The sequence below is a fragment of the Arthrobacter sp. P1_B3 genome (assembly GCF_056406615.1).
On sequence record NZ_JBFTZV010000016.1, the window covers coordinates 49,545 to 65,589 of the forward strand.

Below are 16,045 nucleotides of genomic sequence, written 5' to 3' on the forward strand. Positions count from 1 at the left end.
AAACTATTGACGGTTGCGTTAGAGCGCTCTAACGTTGAGTTCACGTGATCCAGCACACTCCGGGAACGCTCTCCAAATTCAAAGTCCGCCATTCAGGTCGGCCGAATCGAGGAAGTCAACAATGTCGTTGCACACAGCAAGCTCGCGCGCATCGGGCTCAAAACATCGCGGATATCTCGCGCGTCTCACTGTCATCTCCACACTTGGCGGACTCCTGTTCGGCTACGACACCGGTGTCATATCCGGTGCGCTGCTCTACATGCAGGACTCCCTGAGCATGAGCCCCGTAGAAGAGGCCACTGTCGTCAGCGCACTGCTGTTTCCCGGTGCCGCGGTCGGAGCGCTAAGCGGTGGCCGGCTCGCCGATAAGCTCGGACGGCGCGGCACGCTGCTTGTCTGCGCGCTGCTTTTCCTTCTCGGAGCGATAGGCTGCGCCATCGCGCCGACTGTGGGATTCATGGTGGTGGCCCGCGTCGTCCTCGGCCTAGGAGTCGGTGCCGCCGCCGTAACGTGCCCCCTCTACCTTGCAGAAATGGCGCCGGCGCATCTGCGCGGACGCATGGTCACGATCAATGAATTGATGATCGTGACCGGCCAGATGCTCGCTTTTGCCATCAACGCCCTCCTCGACGCCGTCATCCACGACACGGAGGTCTGGCGCATCATGCTTGGCGTTGCCTCCATCCCCGCCATTGCACTCCTGATCGGAATGCTCGTCCTGCCCGAATCGCCGCGCTGGTTCGCTATCCGTGACAGGTTCGACGACAGCCGGCGCATCCTCGACCTCAGCCGCAGCCCGGAGGAAGCCGATTTCGAGTACAAGGAAATCGTCGAGTCCGCGAATATGGCCCGCAATGAGCGCTCCAGTGCCTGGCGCGATCTGAAGAACAATCCCTGGATGCGTCGGCTCCTCTGGGTTGGCATCGGGCTCGCCGTGGCCCAGCAGGCAACGGGCATCAATACCGTGAACTACTACGCACCCACCATCCTCGAGCGCAGCGGTCTCGGCGTGAGCGCATCGCTCGTGGCTACCATCGCGGTCGGTGTGACGTCGGTGCTGATGACCGTCCTGGGCATCTGGCTGCTGGGCTTCATCGGGCGTCGCCGCATGCTGGTTATTGGCTTCTCCGGCGTCGTGGCTTCGCAGGCACTGCTCGCCGTCGTTTTCACGCTCCCCCAGTCGGACCTTGTCAGTTACACCATCCTGGCGGCGATGATGCTGTTCGTGGCCTTCGTGCAGTGCTTCATCGGAACCTGCGTGTGGCTGTTGCTTTCCGAAATTTTCCCGCTGGCAATCCGCGGCTTCGCCATGGGCATTGCGGTGTTCGCACTCTGGACCGTGAACGCGGCGATCTCTTTCCTGTTCCCGATCCTGGTCGTCGCCCTGGGCTCAACCGGCACGTTCACCGTGTTCGTGCTGGTGAACATCCTGTCCCTGATCTTTGTGGCGAAATTTGTCCCGGAGACAAAGGGACAATCGCTGGAAGAGTTGGAGGTGCACTTCCGCACCGGAGGCATACCGATCATCGCGCCCCCCGCGGCGCCCGGCGAGAAGGCCGTAGCGCTGTAAGCCCACCGGTCCGGCTGGCACATGGCCGCCGCGGTCCTCGGCCGCGGCGGCCCAGCAGCAGCGGTGCCGGTTCCCGCACCCATGGGGGCGGCGGCCGGGAGCCGTTGCCCTTCCCGCGATACGCTAGCTGGCAGGAGGCCACTTGTCGGGGAATGCATTAAATCAACATGGAGCGGCCAGGCGCGCCACCATTGAGGATGTGGCGCGGGAAGCCGGCGTATCGCGGGCACTGGTGTCCCTGGTGCTCCAGGGTTCGCCAAAGGTAAGTCAACAAAAAAGAGAAGCCGTCGCCATCGCCATGGCTGCACTCGACTACCGGCCAAGCAACGCGGCCCGCTCACTTGCCAGCGGACGCACGCGAACAGTCGGAGTGCTGCTGGATGACCTTGCCAATCCGTGGTTCGTGGAGCTGCTCGACGGCATGCAGAGCATCTTCCGGGAGCAAAAGCTGAGGATGGTCCTCGGCGACTCCCAATATCTGGCCCGCCCTGGGGAAAGCCCGGTGTCCGCGTTCATGGAAATGCGCGTCGACGGACTCGTCATCGCCGGGGATCTCAACGCCGATGAAGATCTCACCCGTGCCACACTGCATACCCCAGCCGTCGTCGCCGGCACCCGCGCCTTCGACCTGCCGGCAGCGGACCGTGTCACCAACGACGACGCCGCCGGCGCCCGCATGGCCGTCGAACACCTCATTGGCCTCGGCCACAAAGACATTGCCTTCCTCACCGCCCCCACCGGATCCGCTAGGGTGCGGGCCGACTCCTACCGGGACACGATGACCCGCCACGGCCTGCAGGACAACATCCGGGTGGAGCCCACGGACATGAGCGAACACTCCGGCTTTGTGGCAATGCGCCGCCTTATCGACGGCGGCCGGACGCCCACGGCGGTCTTCGCCGCCAACGACATCCTTGCCGTCGGTGCGCTCTCGGCCGCCGACGATCACGGCATCAGCGTTCCTTCACAACTTTCACTCGTTGGATACGACAACACCTATCTCGCCGGGATACGGCACCTCTCCCTCACCACAGTCGACCCCGTCAGCCGGGACGTAGGCATCCGCGCCGCGGAGTTTCTCCTCGCCCGCATCGCCGACCGCTCCCTCCCGCCACGTACCGACGTGCTGACCCCGCGCCTCGTCGTTCGCAACAGCACCTCACACGCCTCCCGCGCCTAACGCCCGCGGCCACCACCCCAAGGCAGCGTGCAGCTCACCCCGTAGGAGCTGACTGCTCCCTGCCTCCCTGGCATTCCCGGGGTACGCGCCCCCCGGACGCCCGAGTGCCCTGGAACTGTTCAGGATCTGTTCAGAGGGCCATTGCTCCAGGATCTGGCTGGGACATCTGATCATTGCTAGCGTGGCGGAATGAACTCGTCGAAGACCCCCGCCGAGATCCTCAACATTGCCGGTAACGAGGTTCGCATCTCGAGTCCGGACAAGATGGTGTTCCCCGAGCCCGGGCTGACCAAGCTCGACTTGGTTCGCTACTACCTCGCCGTCGCGGATGGTGCGCTGCGGGGCGCCGGCGGACGACCCATGGTGCTCAAACGCTTCCCGAAGGGGATCGGCGCTGAGCCGTTCTTCCAGAAGCGCGTGCCTGAAAACCACCCCGACTTCATCTACACGACGACGCTGCACTACGCGTCCGGGACGTCAGCCGAAGAGGCCGTCATCCGGGATGCTGCGGGCTTGGCGTGGGTGGTGAATCTTGGATGCCTGGACCTCAACCCGCACCCCGTGCGTGCCGAGGACCTCGAGCACCCCGACGAACTCCGGGTCGACCTCGACCCGATGCCGGGGGTCGACTGGCAGCAGATCGTTGATGTCGCGTATGTCGCACGGGAGGTTCTCGACGACGTCGGACTGGTGGGGTGGCCGAAGACGAGCGGTTCGCGGGGACTCCACATCCTCGTGCGCATCGCGCCCCAGTGGTCGTACCGCGACGTGCGGCTCGCCGCCGAGACCCTCGCCCGCGAGGTCGAGAACCGAGCTCCGGGCCTCGCCACCGCGCGGTGGTGGAAGKAGGAGCGCGGCGAGAGTGTGTTCGTCGACTTCAATCAGAACGCCAAGGACCGCACCGTGGCATCGGCGTACTCGATCCGGCCCCTGCCCGACGCCCGAGTCTCGACTCCGCTCACGTGGGACGAGGTGACCTCCACCCGGCCGGAACAATTCACGGTGCCCACGGTGCTTGAGCGCTTCGCAGTGATGGGCGACCCCCACTCCGGCATCGACGACGCGGCCGGGACACTCGACAAACTCATCACTTTGGCTGCCGAGCTCGGCCCCGCAGAAAAACCGCCGCGCGCCGGCGACGGCGTGGGCCGCCGGCAGTCGCTGATGCCGCTTATCGAGGTGGCACGCACCAAGACCAAGCCCGAGGCGCTCGCGGCGCTCGACGAATGGAAAACCCGGCATGCGGACCTCGTCCCGGCCCTGCATCCCGCCGACATACTCGTCGACGGAATGCGCGGATCGAGTTCCCTCTGGTACCGGGTGCGGGTGAACCTGCAGCATGTCCCCGAAAATGAGCGGCCGCCACAGCAGGAGCTCATCGCTGACTACAACCCATGGGCAGGCAAAAAGTGGCCGGGGCGCCCTGCGTCCTGACACCACAGGATGCTGGCCATGCCACGCCAGGAGCCAACCTGTGCCCGGATGGTCATGTGCAGTCTCGCGAGTCGCGGTCCGGTGACCCGATCATTGGCGGAGTGAGGTCATAGCCCACGGCTCCCCCGCGCCGGGTCGCGTTCAGGGACCCGACGCGACCTATGCGAGCGAGAGGAAGAGCTTTTCCAGGTCCTTCGTGTCCATGCTTCCGTCTTTCCTGACGATGCACTGCTCCAGGCCGCTGGCGATGATTGCGAAGCCCGCCCGGTCGAGTGCCTTCGAGACGGCCGCGAGCTGGGTGACGATGTCCTTGCAGTCGCGGCCCTCCTCCAGCATGCGGGTCACGGCCGCGAGCTGGCCCTGGGCGCGCTTGAGCCGGTTCACTACGGGGGTCAGTTCGGTTGAATCGAGTTGCACGGGAGTCTCCAAGCCACAGGGTGATGCACCCAATCCTATACCCCCGGGGGTGTTTTGCATACCCCTGGGGGTATCTGCAATACTCGGTGGGGTATTCACCCTGCTTTCCCGCTTGTCTCGAAAGGACACCCATGACACCCCCTTCGCCCGCAGCAACACCGGCGGTAACGGCGCTGGCTCCGGAAATCCTGAGCAGCTGGATCGCCGAGCACCACGACCTCCTCGTCATCGATGTACGCTCCGCCGCAGAGTTCGAGTCCGTTCACATCCGCGGCTCCTACAACGTCCCCCTGCCCCTGCTGTCCGAGCACACCCAGGAACTCGCCGCCCGGCTGGGCAGCAGGGTGGTCCTGGTTTGCCAGTCCGGCGCGCGCGCCGAGCAGGCGCGCCAGCGCCTCGGCGGAGCCGGAATCGACACGGCGTACGTCCTCAGCGGAGGGGTGCCGGCATTCGCCGCGGCCGGCGGCGACGTCGTCCGCGGGAAGAACCGCTGGGATCTGGAACGCCAGGTCCGCCTCGCCGCGGGCTCGCTCGTGGTCCTGGGACTGGCCGGAGGAAAATTCATCTCGCCCAAGATCCGCATTCTCGCCGGCACAATCGGCGCGGGCCTGACCTTCTCGGCCGCCACCAATACCTGCGCCATGGGCCAGGCTCTGTCGGCAATGCCGTGGAACAAGGCCGCCAAGGAGCCCACCCGCGAAACCGCGATCCTGCAGCTGCCCCTGGCCGCGGCGCGGCTGACCCCCGCGGCATGATCCCGGCCCTGGCACTGGGGCTGCTCGTCGGGATCGTGCTCGGCGTCGTGGGCGGCGGTGGGTCCATCATCGCTGTCCCAGCCCTGGTGTACGGAGTGGGACTGAGCCCCGCGCAGGCCATTCCCACGTCCCTGCTGGTGGTCGGTGTCTCGTCACTGGCGGCCCTGCTCCCGCGGCTTCGCGAGGGCATTAACTGGCCCGTGGTACTGCTCGTCGGCGCCGCAGGCGTGCCCGCGGCCTGGGGCGGAACGGCGGTGGGCCGCCTTTTGGACCCGAACATCCTGATGCTCGCCTTTGCAGCGATCATGGTGATCGCCGGAATCCGCATGCTGACCAGCACCACCGAATCCGAGGGCTCGTGCAGCACCGGGCCCACCAGGGCCTTCCGCACCTGCGCCCCCAAAGCCGTGGGAGTCGGGCTCCTGGTGGGCTTCCTGACCGGGCTGCTGGGCGTGGGCGGCGGATTCCTGATCACCCCGGCCCTCACCCTGTTCCTCGGACTGCGCACGAAACAAGCCGTCGGCTCGTCCCTGGCCATTATCGTGATCAATTCCGCCGCAGGCTTCGGCGCCCATGCCGCCGGCTTCACCATCGAATGGCCAACCATTCTGGCCTTCGCAGTCCCGGCGGTCCTCGGCTCACTCTTCGCAGCCCGCTTCGCCCGCCGGCTGAAAGACAAACACGTCCGCCTGTCGTTTGCCGTTCTCATCTTCGCCGTCGCGGCCTGGGTCACGGCAAGCACCGCCACCGCCTGACAGACAAGGAGAAACCATGGCTGTGGGCCGCGGGCGCACACGCGGTAGTGGATACCCCGGTGGTATCCAGCCTTGAGGCAAGAGCACTGCCACCATTTCCCCTCCACCCCCTTTACGAAGGAGAGCACCAATGCTTATCGAACGCATTTACGATGAAGACCTCGCCCAGGCGAGCTACCTGATCGGCTGCCAGGCCAAGGGTGAGGCCGTTGTTGTGGACGGCCGCCGCGACATCGCGGTGTACCAGGAGCTGGCCCGGAAGAACGGCATGAAGATCGTGGCCGTCACAGAGACCCACATCCACGCCGACTACCTCTCCGGCACCCGCGAACTGGCCGCCGCCACCGGCGCCAAGATTTACGTCTCAGGTGAAGGCGGCCCGGACTGGCAGTACGAATTCGACGGCGGACGGCTCTACGACGGCGACAAGATCACGCTGGGCAACATCACCATCCAGGCCCTCCACACTCCGGGCCACACCCCCGAACATCTGTCCTTCCTGGTCACCGACGGTGCGTTCAGCGACCAGCCCGGCTACCTGCTCTCCGGCGACTTCGTCTTCTCGGGTGACCTTGGACGTCCGGACCTGCTCGACGAGGCAGCCGGCGGCGTGGACACCCGCTTCGAAGGCGCCAGGCAGCTCTTCGCCAGCCTGCGGGACAAGTTCCTGATCCTGCCGGACTACGTCCAGATCCACCCTGCCCATGGTGCGGGCAGCGCCTGCGGCAAGGCCCTCGGCGCCATTCCCTCCTCCACCGTCGGTTATGAGCGCCTTTACGCGTGGTGGGGACCTTATCTGGCCGCCAATGACGAGCAGGGCTTCGTCGACGAGCTCCTCGACGGTCAGCCTGACGCCCACGCCTACTTCGGCCGGATGAAGCGCGAAAACCGCGAAGGACCGGCCGTCATGGGCGAACGCGCTCCCCTGCCGGAACTGGACACCGCCGCCGTCGCCAAGGACCTCGCCGGGGACAGGGTGACCTTCATCGACACCCGCTCCAACACCGAAGTCCACGAAGGCACCGTCAGCGGCTCCCTGAACGTTCCCGCCGGCAAGTCTGTGGCCAGCTATGGCGCCTGGGTGGTGAACCCCGAAACCGACAAGAACCCCTTGGTACTCCTGGCCCCGGACCAGGACGCCGCGCAGGAGGTGTGGGACCACCTGATCCGCGTCGGCATCGACAACATCGCCGGCTACGTCACCAGCCTCGACGGTCTGCCGACGACCACTCCGAAGCTGATCCAGCCCGCGGACCTCGCTGATTTCGATGCGGCCCTGGTGCTTGATGTCCGCAACCGCACCGAGCACGCCGCCGGGCACATCCCGGGATCCCACCAGCTCAGCGGCGGCCGCCTCATGTGGCACCTGGACGAGCTCCCCACCGAGGGCACCATCGTGACCTACTGCCAGAGCGGGGTCCGGAACTCCGTCGCGGCCAGCGCCCTGCGCCGCGCCGGCTACGACATCGTCGAGCTCGACGGCAGCTACGCAGGCTGGACGGCCTGGCAGCTGTCACGGCAGTCCGTCTCCAGCAACTGACTTCAGGCAGCATCCGAAAATATTGATGGACAGCATGGGCGGCGGCACGGGACACCCGGCCGCCGCCCACGCTGCCACCCCGGCAACTGGAGCGCGTTCATGACGTCCCGCATCACCRCTTCACCACAGCATCCAGGACGGCAGGATGGCATCACGCTGGGCCTGCGGCAGAACCTGGCCCAGTTCATCCTCCTCGTTGCGGTCAACGCCCTCGTCGGCGGCGCCTTGGGCCAGGAACGGACCGTCCTGCCGCTGCTCGCGGAAAAGGTCTTCCACCTGGACCTGCACACCTCCGCGCTGACCTACATTCTGGCGTTCGGGCTGGCCAAAGCCGCCACCAACTACTTCGCCGGCACCCTCTCGGACCGCTATGGACGCAGGCCGGTCCTGGTGGCGGGGTGGCTCATCGCCCTCCCCGTCCCCCTCCTGTTGATCTTCGGGCCTTCCTGGGGCTGGATCGTGGCGGCCAATGTCGTCCTGGGCATCAGCCAAGGCCTGACTTGGTCCACCACGGTCATGATGAAGATGGATCTCGTCGGCCCCGAACGCCGGGGCCTGGCGATGGGCCTGAACGAAGCAGCCGGTTACCTCGGCGTCGCCGGCACTGCCCTGGCCACCGGCTATATCGCCTCCGCCTACGGGCTGCGTCCAGGGCCGTTCCTGCTCGGCGCCGCCTTCATCGCCGTCGGCCTCGGGCTGTCCGTCCTGACCATCCGCGAGACACACCACCATGCCAACGCCGAAGCCGCCGTCCACGTCCCGGTCCACGCCGGAAGCCATGCCGGGCTGAGCAACCGTGACGTCTTTACGCTGACAAGCTTCCGTGACAAGTCACTGTCCTCCGTCAGTCAGGCCGGCATGGTGAACAACCTCAACGACGGCCTGGCCTGGGGATTGTTCCCCGTCCTCTTCGCCGCYGGCGGGCTCAGCATAGAACGCATCGGCATCCTCGCGGCCGTGTATCCCGCCGTCTGGGGCGCGGGCCAACTGATCACCGGCGCCCTCTCGGACCGGATCGGGCGAAAGCCCCTGATCGCCGGTGGCATGCTCGTCCAGGCAGCAGCGCTGGCCATGGTCGCATTCGGAAACGACTTCGGAATCTGGCTGGCCGCTGTCGTCCTGCTCGGTGCCGGCACTGCCATGGTCTACCCCACGCTGCTAGCCGCGATCGGCGACGTCGCCCACCCTGCATGGCGGGCCAGGTCCGTCGGCATATACCGGCTGTGGCGCGACGGCGGGTTCGCCGTCGGCGCCGTGCTCTCCGGCTGCGTCGCCGACGCCTACGGCATCCCTGCAGCCGTCGCCGTCGTCGCCGCCCTGACGGCGGCCTCGGGAATCGTCGTGGCGGTACGGATGCGAACCACCGACCACGCGGTTTTCCGGGGTGAACGGGGGGAACGCGTTCCGCCCGACGGCATCTGAGCGCGAGACGCACGCTCCGAGGATGCGGTTCCTGCGCGGTTCCCCGCCGTCGTCAACCCCTGGAGGTGCCATGACGCGGCTCGGAGCAGGTGGGAGGATGGGCGCATGGAACTGCACATCACTGGCGACCCCGCCGCCGACCAACTGCTCAGCAATGACGCGTTCGCACTCCTCATCGGCATGCTGCTTGACCAGCAGGTGACCATGGAGTCTGCGTTCGCCGGACCGGAAAAGATCCAGACGCGCATCGGGTCCATGGCCCCTGCCGCAATCGCCGAATATGACCCGGCAGGCTTCGTTGAGGTCTTCAAGGAGCGTCCGTCCATCCACCGCTTCCCTAGCTCCATGGCCAGCCGCGTCCAGGACCTCGCCGCAACCGTAGAGCGCGATTGGAATGGCGACGCAACTGCCATCTGGAAGCAGGACGATCCTGACGGCCAGGAAGTGCTGCGCAGGTTGAAGGGATTGCCCGGCTTCGGCGAGCAAAAGGCAAAGATCTTCCTCGCACTGCTCGGCAAGCAGTGCGCACTCCAGGCACCAGGCTGGCGTGAGGCTGCCCACCCCTATGGCCAGGAGAGCGCATTTCTTTCTGTCGCCGACATCGTGGACGCGGAGTCGCTGAGAAAAGTGCGCGCCAGCAAGCAGGCAGCCAAGGCCGCCATCAAAGCCGCGAAGACATCCGAGCGCTGATAACCCGGCCCGCCGGCTTCACGCACGCCCGTCCGCCCGGCCAGCGAGAACGGCGGCCCGCCAACTCAATTGATACCGCAAGGATCTCTCTTCCTAGAACACTTTCGCGTGCCATAGTCTGGGCACGCCAGCCTGCGTCCGAAGGTGAAGAAGGCCGGGAAAGCAGGACACAAGGGGCTTAGAAGGGACCGACCATGCTGATCTGCGCAACTTGCGCCGTCGAACGCGACGAACCTACGCCCGGAGTCTGCCCGATCTGCGCCGATGAGCGGCAGTATGTGCCCGAGGACGGACAAAAGTGGCTCACACTGGACGGGCTGGCGCAGGAGGGCCAGCAGACAGTGTCGAAGGAGAACGAGCCGGGACTGATCGGGATCACGACGGAGCCAAAAGTCGGGATCGGCCAGACCGCTCAGCTTGTGGTGACACACGAGGGTTCGCTGCTGTGGGATCCGGTCGGATATGTCGATGACGGCGCTGTGCAGGCAGTCCTCGAGCGGGGCCCGGTCCTGGCCATCGCCGCTAGCCATCCACACATGTTTGGTGTGCAGGTCGAATGGTCGCAGCGGCTCGGTGGTGTCCCCGTACTTGTGGCGGACGCAGACCGGCGATGGCTGGGTCGCACCGATCCGATCATCGAATATTGGTCCGGCTGTCAAGCTATCGCGGAAGGGTTGACACTGCACCAGACCGGGGGGCACTTCCCGGGCAGCGCGGTGGTGCACTGGTCCGCAGGATCGGGCGGCAGAGGAGTTCTGCTGACCGGCGACAGCGTGTTTCCGAATCCAGACCGTCGCTCAATAGCCTTTATGCGCAGCTACCCGAATCGCTTGCCGCTATCCGGCGCGGTGGCGTTGCGAATCGCGGCGCAGCTGGGAGAGCTCAAGTTCGACCGGATCTACGGCAACTTCAACAATGTCATCGCATCCGGAGCCAAGGCCGTTCTGCGCGATTCCGCCCAACGGCACGCTGCTTGGGCGCGAGGAGACTTCGACCATTTAACCTGAGTTGTCCCCCTCCAGCGACTGTTTGGCTCCCCCTGAGCGATCCCGGCGCGCACGGCGCCTACTCGCGGCGGAGTCTGTGGTCGACGAGGACGATGTGGAAGATGAGTTTTCCTGGACTCCAGGAGTCCAACGGCGATGCGATTCGCCGTGGTATCCAGTCGGTATCTACACACCCGGTCAACCGCACCCGAGGAGAGCATCATGACCGCTACCTACACCTTCGACGTCTTTTCCAGCCTCGACGGCTTCGGCGCCGCCAGCGGCAACTGGACCGGCTACTGGGGCAAACAGGGCCCCGAGCTGCTCGAGCGCCGCCTCGCCTAGTACGCCGCGGAGCAGCGGATGGTCTTCGGCGCCAACACGTACCGGGCGTTCGCGCGGATGCTGGCCTCGAGCACCGAGGAGTCCGAGGTGCGTGACCCATGGGTCACCCGGATGAGAAGCCTGCCGGCAACAGTGGTGTCGACCACACTCGAAGGACCGCTCAACTGGCCGAACGCAACCGTCGTGAGCGGTGACGCCGTCGACGTCGTCGCCCGGCTCAAGGAGGAGTCCTCGGTGCCGCTGCGCTCGCACGGCAGCCTGTCGATGAACCGGGCGCTGATGGCCGCCGGTCTGGTCGACCGCGTCCAGGTGACGCTCTTCCCTGTGATCACCGGCCAGACCGGACTGGAACCGATCTTCCAGGGTGCGGCCGACTTCGACCTCGAGCTGATCGAGAGCCGGACGCTCGACGGCAACATCCAAGAGCTCATCTACCGGCCCACCCTGCATGCCTGACCTATATCAAGGAACTTGAACAGGACCTCGCAGAAGAACGGGACCGCGCCGCGTTGGCACGGTCATGAGCGACAGACACGGCGGCCACGGCCGAGGATCTCAACGACCATTTGCGGCTGCAACAGCCGAGTCCGGGTTGCTTCGGTTCCGTAGACGGATCAGCGGCCTGCTGATTGTTCATCTCCGCGTCACCGCGGGGACGCCAAGGAGTCCGGGGCCGGGAAGGTCGCGTCCATAGTCTGCGAAGCAGGCGTCCGCTCGGCGCCGGCGGCCAAGTGCTCTTCGTTGACATCCAATCCGGATTCACCTTGGCGGTCACCGGCCCCGGGACGCCCACGTCGTGCAGCCTGAAAATAGTCCCGCCCCCCAGAACGCAGGAGTCCGTCCATGTCATTACGTATCCTTGCCGCCGCAGGCCTTGCCGTGCTGACGGCCACCACTACACTCGCCCCGGCCAACGCGGCCCCTGTCCCGGCCGAGCAGGCCGCGCAGGAATCCTTCAGCTTCGGCGTGATCGGAGACATCCCCTACGGCCAGCAGGAAGCCGAGCTGTTCCCGTCCCGGATCGGCGATCTCAACGCCGACCTGGACCTCGACTTCGTGGCCCACGTCGGCGACATCAAGAACGGCTCCTCGGCCTGCACCGATGAGTACTTCGCCCGGATCCGTGCCGCCTTCGACACCTTCGAACTTCCCCTCGTCTACACCCCGGGCGACAACGAGTGGGTGGACTGCCACCGGGAAAACAACGGCAGTTACAACCCCCTGGAGCGCCTGGACAAGGTGCGTGAAGTCTTTTTCCCGTCGCCCGGAAAGACGCTCGGCGCGACCATGCCGGTCAAGTCCCAGAACGCCCTCGGCCTGCCCGAGAACGTCCGCTTCACCCACAACCGCGTGGCCTTCTCCGTCCTGAACATCCAGGGCAGCAACAACTCGCTGCAGCCCTGGACCGGACTGGGCCGGACCGAAACCACGCCGGAACAGCGGGCCGAAGTCAGACACCGCATCGACGCCACCATCGACCAACTGCACGCAACCTTCACCGACGCCACCCTGCGCAACGACCGGGCCGTGGTGATCATGACCCAGGCCGACATGTTCGACCCCTCACTGCTGGCCGCCGCCACGGCCGACCCGAAAATCCTGTCCGGCTTCCGCGAAATCATCGACGTTTTGGTCAAAGAAACCAACAATTTCGACGCCCCGGTCTACCTGGTCAACGGCGACAGCCACATCTTCGCCGAGGACCAGCCCCTGGGCGACGGCTCACCCTGGCTGCGGGTCTACGGCCAGGACACCGCCGCCGATGACCTGCAGCGCATCACCGTCGACGGATCCGCCAACGCCACCAACTATGTGAAGTTCACCGTGGCAGCGAACAGTGACGCCACCGGCAACGTGCTCGACTGGAAGAAGGTCCCCTACACCAGCTGATTTTCAGCCCCGGACGGACGTCCCGAAGGGACACAGAGGGTATCCAGTTGGGTGAGCTGGCCCCTGAGGTGAAACCATACGGACCATGGCCCAGAAGATTGCGTACCAGGGTGAACCCGGCGCCAACTCCAATATCGCGTGTCAACAGATGTTCCCCGAGCTCGAAAGCGTTCCCTGCGCCAGCTTCGAGGACGCTTTCGAGCTGGTTTCCAGCGGGGAGGCCGAGCTGGCCATGATCCCGATCGAGAATTCGATTGCCGGCCGCGTGGCGGACATCCATATTCTGCTTCCGCAGTCGCACCTGCAGATCGTGGGCGAGTTCTTCCTGCCCATACACTTCGACCTCTTGGGTATCCCGGGCAGCACCATCGAAGGTGCCACCGAGGTCCACAGTCACATCCACGCCCTTGGACAGTGCCGCCGGCTGATCCGCGACGCCGGGCTCCGGCCCGTCATCGCCGGCGACACCGCCGGCTCCGCCCGGGAGGTCCGGGAATGGAACGACCCCGCCAAACTGTCCCTCGCTCCCCCGTTGGCGGCCCAGATCTACGGTCTGGAGGTGCTGGCATCGCGCGTTGAGGACGACCCCTCCAACACCACCCGCTTTGTGGTCCTGGCCCGGGAAAAGAACCTGCCCACCCGGGATGAGTTGGCCGGGCCGGCAGTGACCAGCTTTGTGTTCCGCGTCCGGAACGTCCCATCGGCGCTCTACAAGGCGCTGGGCGGGTTCGCCACGAACGGTGTGAACATGACGCGGCTGGAGAGCTACATGGTGGGTGACGAGTTCGCCGCCACCATGTTCATGGTGGACGTTGAGGGGCACCCCGAGGACCTGCCGCTGCGGCTGGCCCTCGAGGAGCTGGATTTCTTCACCACCGAGGTGCGTATCCTGGGCGTCTACCCCGCTGCCGGCCATCGGACCGCACGGGCACTCAGCAGCTGAGCCCAACTGGCTGAAGGGCCATCGGCCACATCACTCCTTGGCTGCCGCGCCCTCGCTGCCGCCCTCAGCTGCAGGCTTCACGAGGGATGGCGCCCGTGGCCCGCGGCATCCCTCACCGCCGTCCACGCAGGGACGCCGCACTCCCCCGCTGAACCAGGACAGAACACCCAGTCCCGACGTCAGGCCCGGAACCAGAACAGGACTTCGGGCTGACAGGTTCTCTGCTGCGACATAGGCACCATCTCCCCCCATACGGCAAAGCCCGCGGCCAGGAAAGGCACCGGTCGCAGTCCGGAGTACCTGCCCGCCCTGAACAGCGGAACCCGATGGCCACCGCCTGATCGGGTGGTTGGAGAGCATCTGCTACGGACGGGTTTCACTGGCGGCGACAAGGGGGCGGGCTTAAAATGGCGTTGGCTGGGTAGGGATCGCGGTTTGCGTGGATCGTGCCTCAGATCGGAGAGCGTCATGCTCAGGACCTTGTTGTGTAAGTTGAACATGCGCCATGATTGGCACCTGGAGTCCACCGAGGATGGCGGCCGCTACAAGCGCTGCAGGCGTTGCGGTAAGGACGACGACCGTGGCGGTGGCGGAACCGGCGCGAGTGGCGCTTGGGCTGGCATTGCTGGGATGGGATAAGCCCGCGTGCCAGGCGGTCCCCGGCCACGGTCGCCCGTTCACAACGGTAGGGGCTCCACTCGGGCCCGGCTCCCCATTCTGTTTACTGGCAGAGGCGGTCGAGGGTTTCCTGGGCAGCCTGTTGCATCTGCGTCTGGAGCAGGTCGATGCGGCGCGCGGATGCGGGGTCCTGCCAGGCCAGCGGCCGTAGTGCCATGGTCATCGTGATCTGGCTGCCGCCGTCGGCGCTCGTGATGGAAATACTCGTGTAGCCGAATATGTGCCCTGTATGGCCGTAGCGAAAGTCGCCGGAACATGCGTCAGGATACCGCTCTAGACCGAGTCCGTAGTCCCAGAATTCGGTCTTCTTCTTCATTTCCTCAAGCATGGCGGGGGAAAGGAGCTGGCCGCGCAGGAGGGCCCGGTAGAAGGTGTTTAGGTCCTGCGTGGTGGAGATGACGCCGCCTGCGGGGGAGCCGACAAGAGCCTCGGGCTGGGTGAGATCGACCCGTTCGCCGCCCTCAATGAGGTAGGCGTGGATGTTGTCCGGAGCCTGGCGGTCCGGTTCGGCCAGCGACGTGTGCTGAAGTCCCAGGGGCGCGAAGATGTCTTCTTTGAGCACGTCGGCGACGGGCCGTCCGCGCAGTTTTTCGATCAGCTGGCCGAGAGCCAGGTAGTTGGAGTTTGAGTAAGAAAAGCGGTCCACGTTCTTGGACTCCCAGGGGAGAGTGGCGGCCAGTTCGAGTCCTCGTTGCATGCTGAGCCGCGTGTTCGCAACCTGCTTCAGTGGTCCCGCCGCGTATTCCGAGTCGCCGAAATCGGGCATGCCGGAGTTATGGTTCAGCAACTGGCGGACGGTGATGGGTCCGGGCGGCCGCAGCGTGGTTCGGAAGCTCTCCAGGACACCGTTCACCGGGTCATCGAGCCCGATAAGTCCCTCGTCGACGAGTTTCAGGACGGAGACGGCGACCATCGATTTTGTAATGCTGGCAACGGATACCCTGTCCTGGGGCCGGGCCGGGTCCTTGCTGTCCAGGTTTCGCACGCCGTAGGCCTTGGACCATTCGCCGCCCGGCCATCTCATCTGCACTACCAAGGACGTCGCCCCGCCCTCCATGAAGTGCTGGATCCTGCGTTCCAGAGAATTCGTCGCTGCCTGGGTCGCGAAGACGCTCGACGGGGCCGGCCCGGGAGGGGCCCCCACGCAACCGCTCACAGCGAGGACCAAAGCCGCGGAGAAAGTTACGGCACCGAGCGGCCAAGAACGCGAACGCCACCAAGCAGCCAAGGCACCCATGACATCGTTGTACGCTCAAACGTGTCCAGTGGATAGGTCGGGCTCGTAACAGCCTCTACAAGTCCCAGGTAGCCAAGATGTCTGTTCATAAGCATGCAGCCCTGAACGCGCTCAGACCCATATATAAATGGTATATGAGACTGTTATGACTTAGTTGTTTTGTATGCATCCTCCCTCTTACGATCACAGTGACCTGCTGCACA

The 16,045-nt window shown here is 65.4% G+C and carries 13 protein-coding genes and 1 pseudogene; 12 read left to right on the forward strand and 2 right to left on the reverse strand.

Going from position 1 to position 16,045, the window contains the following annotated elements; all coding sequences use genetic code 11:
• The first annotated feature begins 121 nt into the window (after nucleotides 1-121).
• The 3 genes from AC1D2F_RS16145 to ligD all read left to right on the forward strand — a co-directional run bounded on the left by AC1D2F_RS16145 (nucleotide 122) and on the right by ligD (nucleotide 4,184).
• Nucleotides 122-1,570 (forward strand): sugar porter family MFS transporter, encoded by a 1,449-nt coding sequence (locus AC1D2F_RS16145; protein ID WP_476967174.1) that lies wholly within the window; start codon nucleotides 122-124, stop codon nucleotides 1,568-1,570.
• A gap of 199 nt (nucleotides 1,571-1,769) precedes the next feature.
• Nucleotides 1,770-2,750, forward strand: a complete 981-nt coding sequence (locus AC1D2F_RS16150; protein ID WP_290369341.1) for a LacI family DNA-binding transcriptional regulator — start codon at nucleotides 1,770-1,772, stop codon at nucleotides 2,748-2,750.
• 189 nt (nucleotides 2,751-2,939) lie between these two features.
• Nucleotides 2,940-4,184: a non-homologous end-joining DNA ligase gene (gene ligD / locus AC1D2F_RS16155; protein WP_476967175.1), complete on the forward strand. Its 1,245-nt coding sequence runs from the start codon at nucleotides 2,940-2,942 to the stop codon at nucleotides 4,182-4,184.
• Nucleotides 4,185-4,343: 159 nt separating this feature from the next.
• Here the strand turns inward: ligD and AC1D2F_RS16160 are convergent, their stop codons facing one another.
• Nucleotides 4,344-4,601, reverse strand: a complete 258-nt coding sequence (locus AC1D2F_RS16160) for a metal-sensitive transcriptional regulator (RefSeq protein WP_229993070.1) — start codon at nucleotides 4,599-4,601, stop codon at nucleotides 4,344-4,346.
• A 131-nt stretch (nucleotides 4,602-4,732) separates the two neighbouring features.
• Here AC1D2F_RS16160 and AC1D2F_RS16165 point away from each other — a divergent pair, with 131 nt between their 5' ends.
• The 9 genes and pseudogenes from AC1D2F_RS16165 (at nucleotide 4,733) to AC1D2F_RS16205 (ending at nucleotide 13,927) form a co-directional block, all read left to right on the forward strand.
• Nucleotides 4,733-5,356 carry a rhodanese-like domain-containing protein gene (locus tag AC1D2F_RS16165; protein WP_364742748.1) on the forward strand — a complete coding sequence of 208 codons (624 nt, stop codon included), beginning with the start codon at nucleotides 4,733-4,735 and terminating at the stop codon, nucleotides 5,354-5,356.
• Nucleotides 5,353-6,111, forward strand: a complete 759-nt coding sequence (locus AC1D2F_RS16170) for a sulfite exporter TauE/SafE family protein (protein ID WP_364742745.1) — start codon at nucleotides 5,353-5,355, stop codon at nucleotides 6,109-6,111. Before AC1D2F_RS16165 ends, AC1D2F_RS16170 begins: the two co-directional genes overlap by 4 nt.
• A 130-nt stretch (nucleotides 6,112-6,241) precedes the next feature.
• Nucleotides 6,242-7,651, forward strand: a complete 1,410-nt coding sequence (locus AC1D2F_RS16175) for an MBL fold metallo-hydrolase (RefSeq protein ID WP_364742742.1) — start codon at nucleotides 6,242-6,244, stop codon at nucleotides 7,649-7,651.
• A 99-nt stretch (nucleotides 7,652-7,750) separates the two neighbouring features.
• Complete coding sequence (locus AC1D2F_RS16180; RefSeq protein ID WP_476967176.1) at nucleotides 7,751-9,073, forward strand: MFS transporter; 1,323 nt, start codon at nucleotides 7,751-7,753, stop codon at nucleotides 9,071-9,073.
• A gap of 105 nt (nucleotides 9,074-9,178) precedes the next feature.
• Nucleotides 9,179-9,763 (forward strand): HhH-GPD-type base excision DNA repair protein, encoded by a 585-nt coding sequence (locus AC1D2F_RS16185; protein ID WP_476967177.1) that lies wholly within the window; start codon nucleotides 9,179-9,181, stop codon nucleotides 9,761-9,763.
• A gap of 194 nt (nucleotides 9,764-9,957) precedes the next feature.
• Complete coding sequence (locus tag AC1D2F_RS16190; RefSeq protein WP_364742734.1) at nucleotides 9,958-10,770, forward strand: MBL fold metallo-hydrolase; 813 nt, start codon at nucleotides 9,958-9,960, stop codon at nucleotides 10,768-10,770.
• 201 nt (nucleotides 10,771-10,971) lie between these two features.
• Nucleotides 10,972-11,550 (forward strand): annotated as a pseudogene (locus AC1D2F_RS16195) (dihydrofolate reductase family protein).
• Between the two features lie 387 nt (nucleotides 11,551-11,937).
• Nucleotides 11,938-12,984 (forward strand): hypothetical protein, encoded by a 1,047-nt coding sequence (locus AC1D2F_RS16200; protein WP_364742731.1) that lies wholly within the window; start codon nucleotides 11,938-11,940, stop codon nucleotides 12,982-12,984.
• An 85-nt stretch (nucleotides 12,985-13,069) separates the two neighbouring features.
• On the forward strand, nucleotides 13,070-13,927 hold the full coding sequence (locus tag AC1D2F_RS16205; protein ID WP_364742728.1) for a prephenate dehydratase: 858 nt from the start codon (nucleotides 13,070-13,072) through the stop codon (nucleotides 13,925-13,927).
• Nucleotides 13,928-14,648: 721 nt separating this feature from the next.
• Here AC1D2F_RS16205 and AC1D2F_RS16210 read toward each other — a convergent pair.
• The gene (locus AC1D2F_RS16210) at nucleotides 14,649-15,761 is read right to left on the reverse strand and encodes a serine hydrolase domain-containing protein (RefSeq protein ID WP_476967178.1); all 1,113 of its coding nucleotides are present in this window, start codon (nucleotides 15,759-15,761) and stop codon (nucleotides 14,649-14,651) included.
• Nucleotides 15,762-16,045 lie beyond the last annotated feature (284 nt).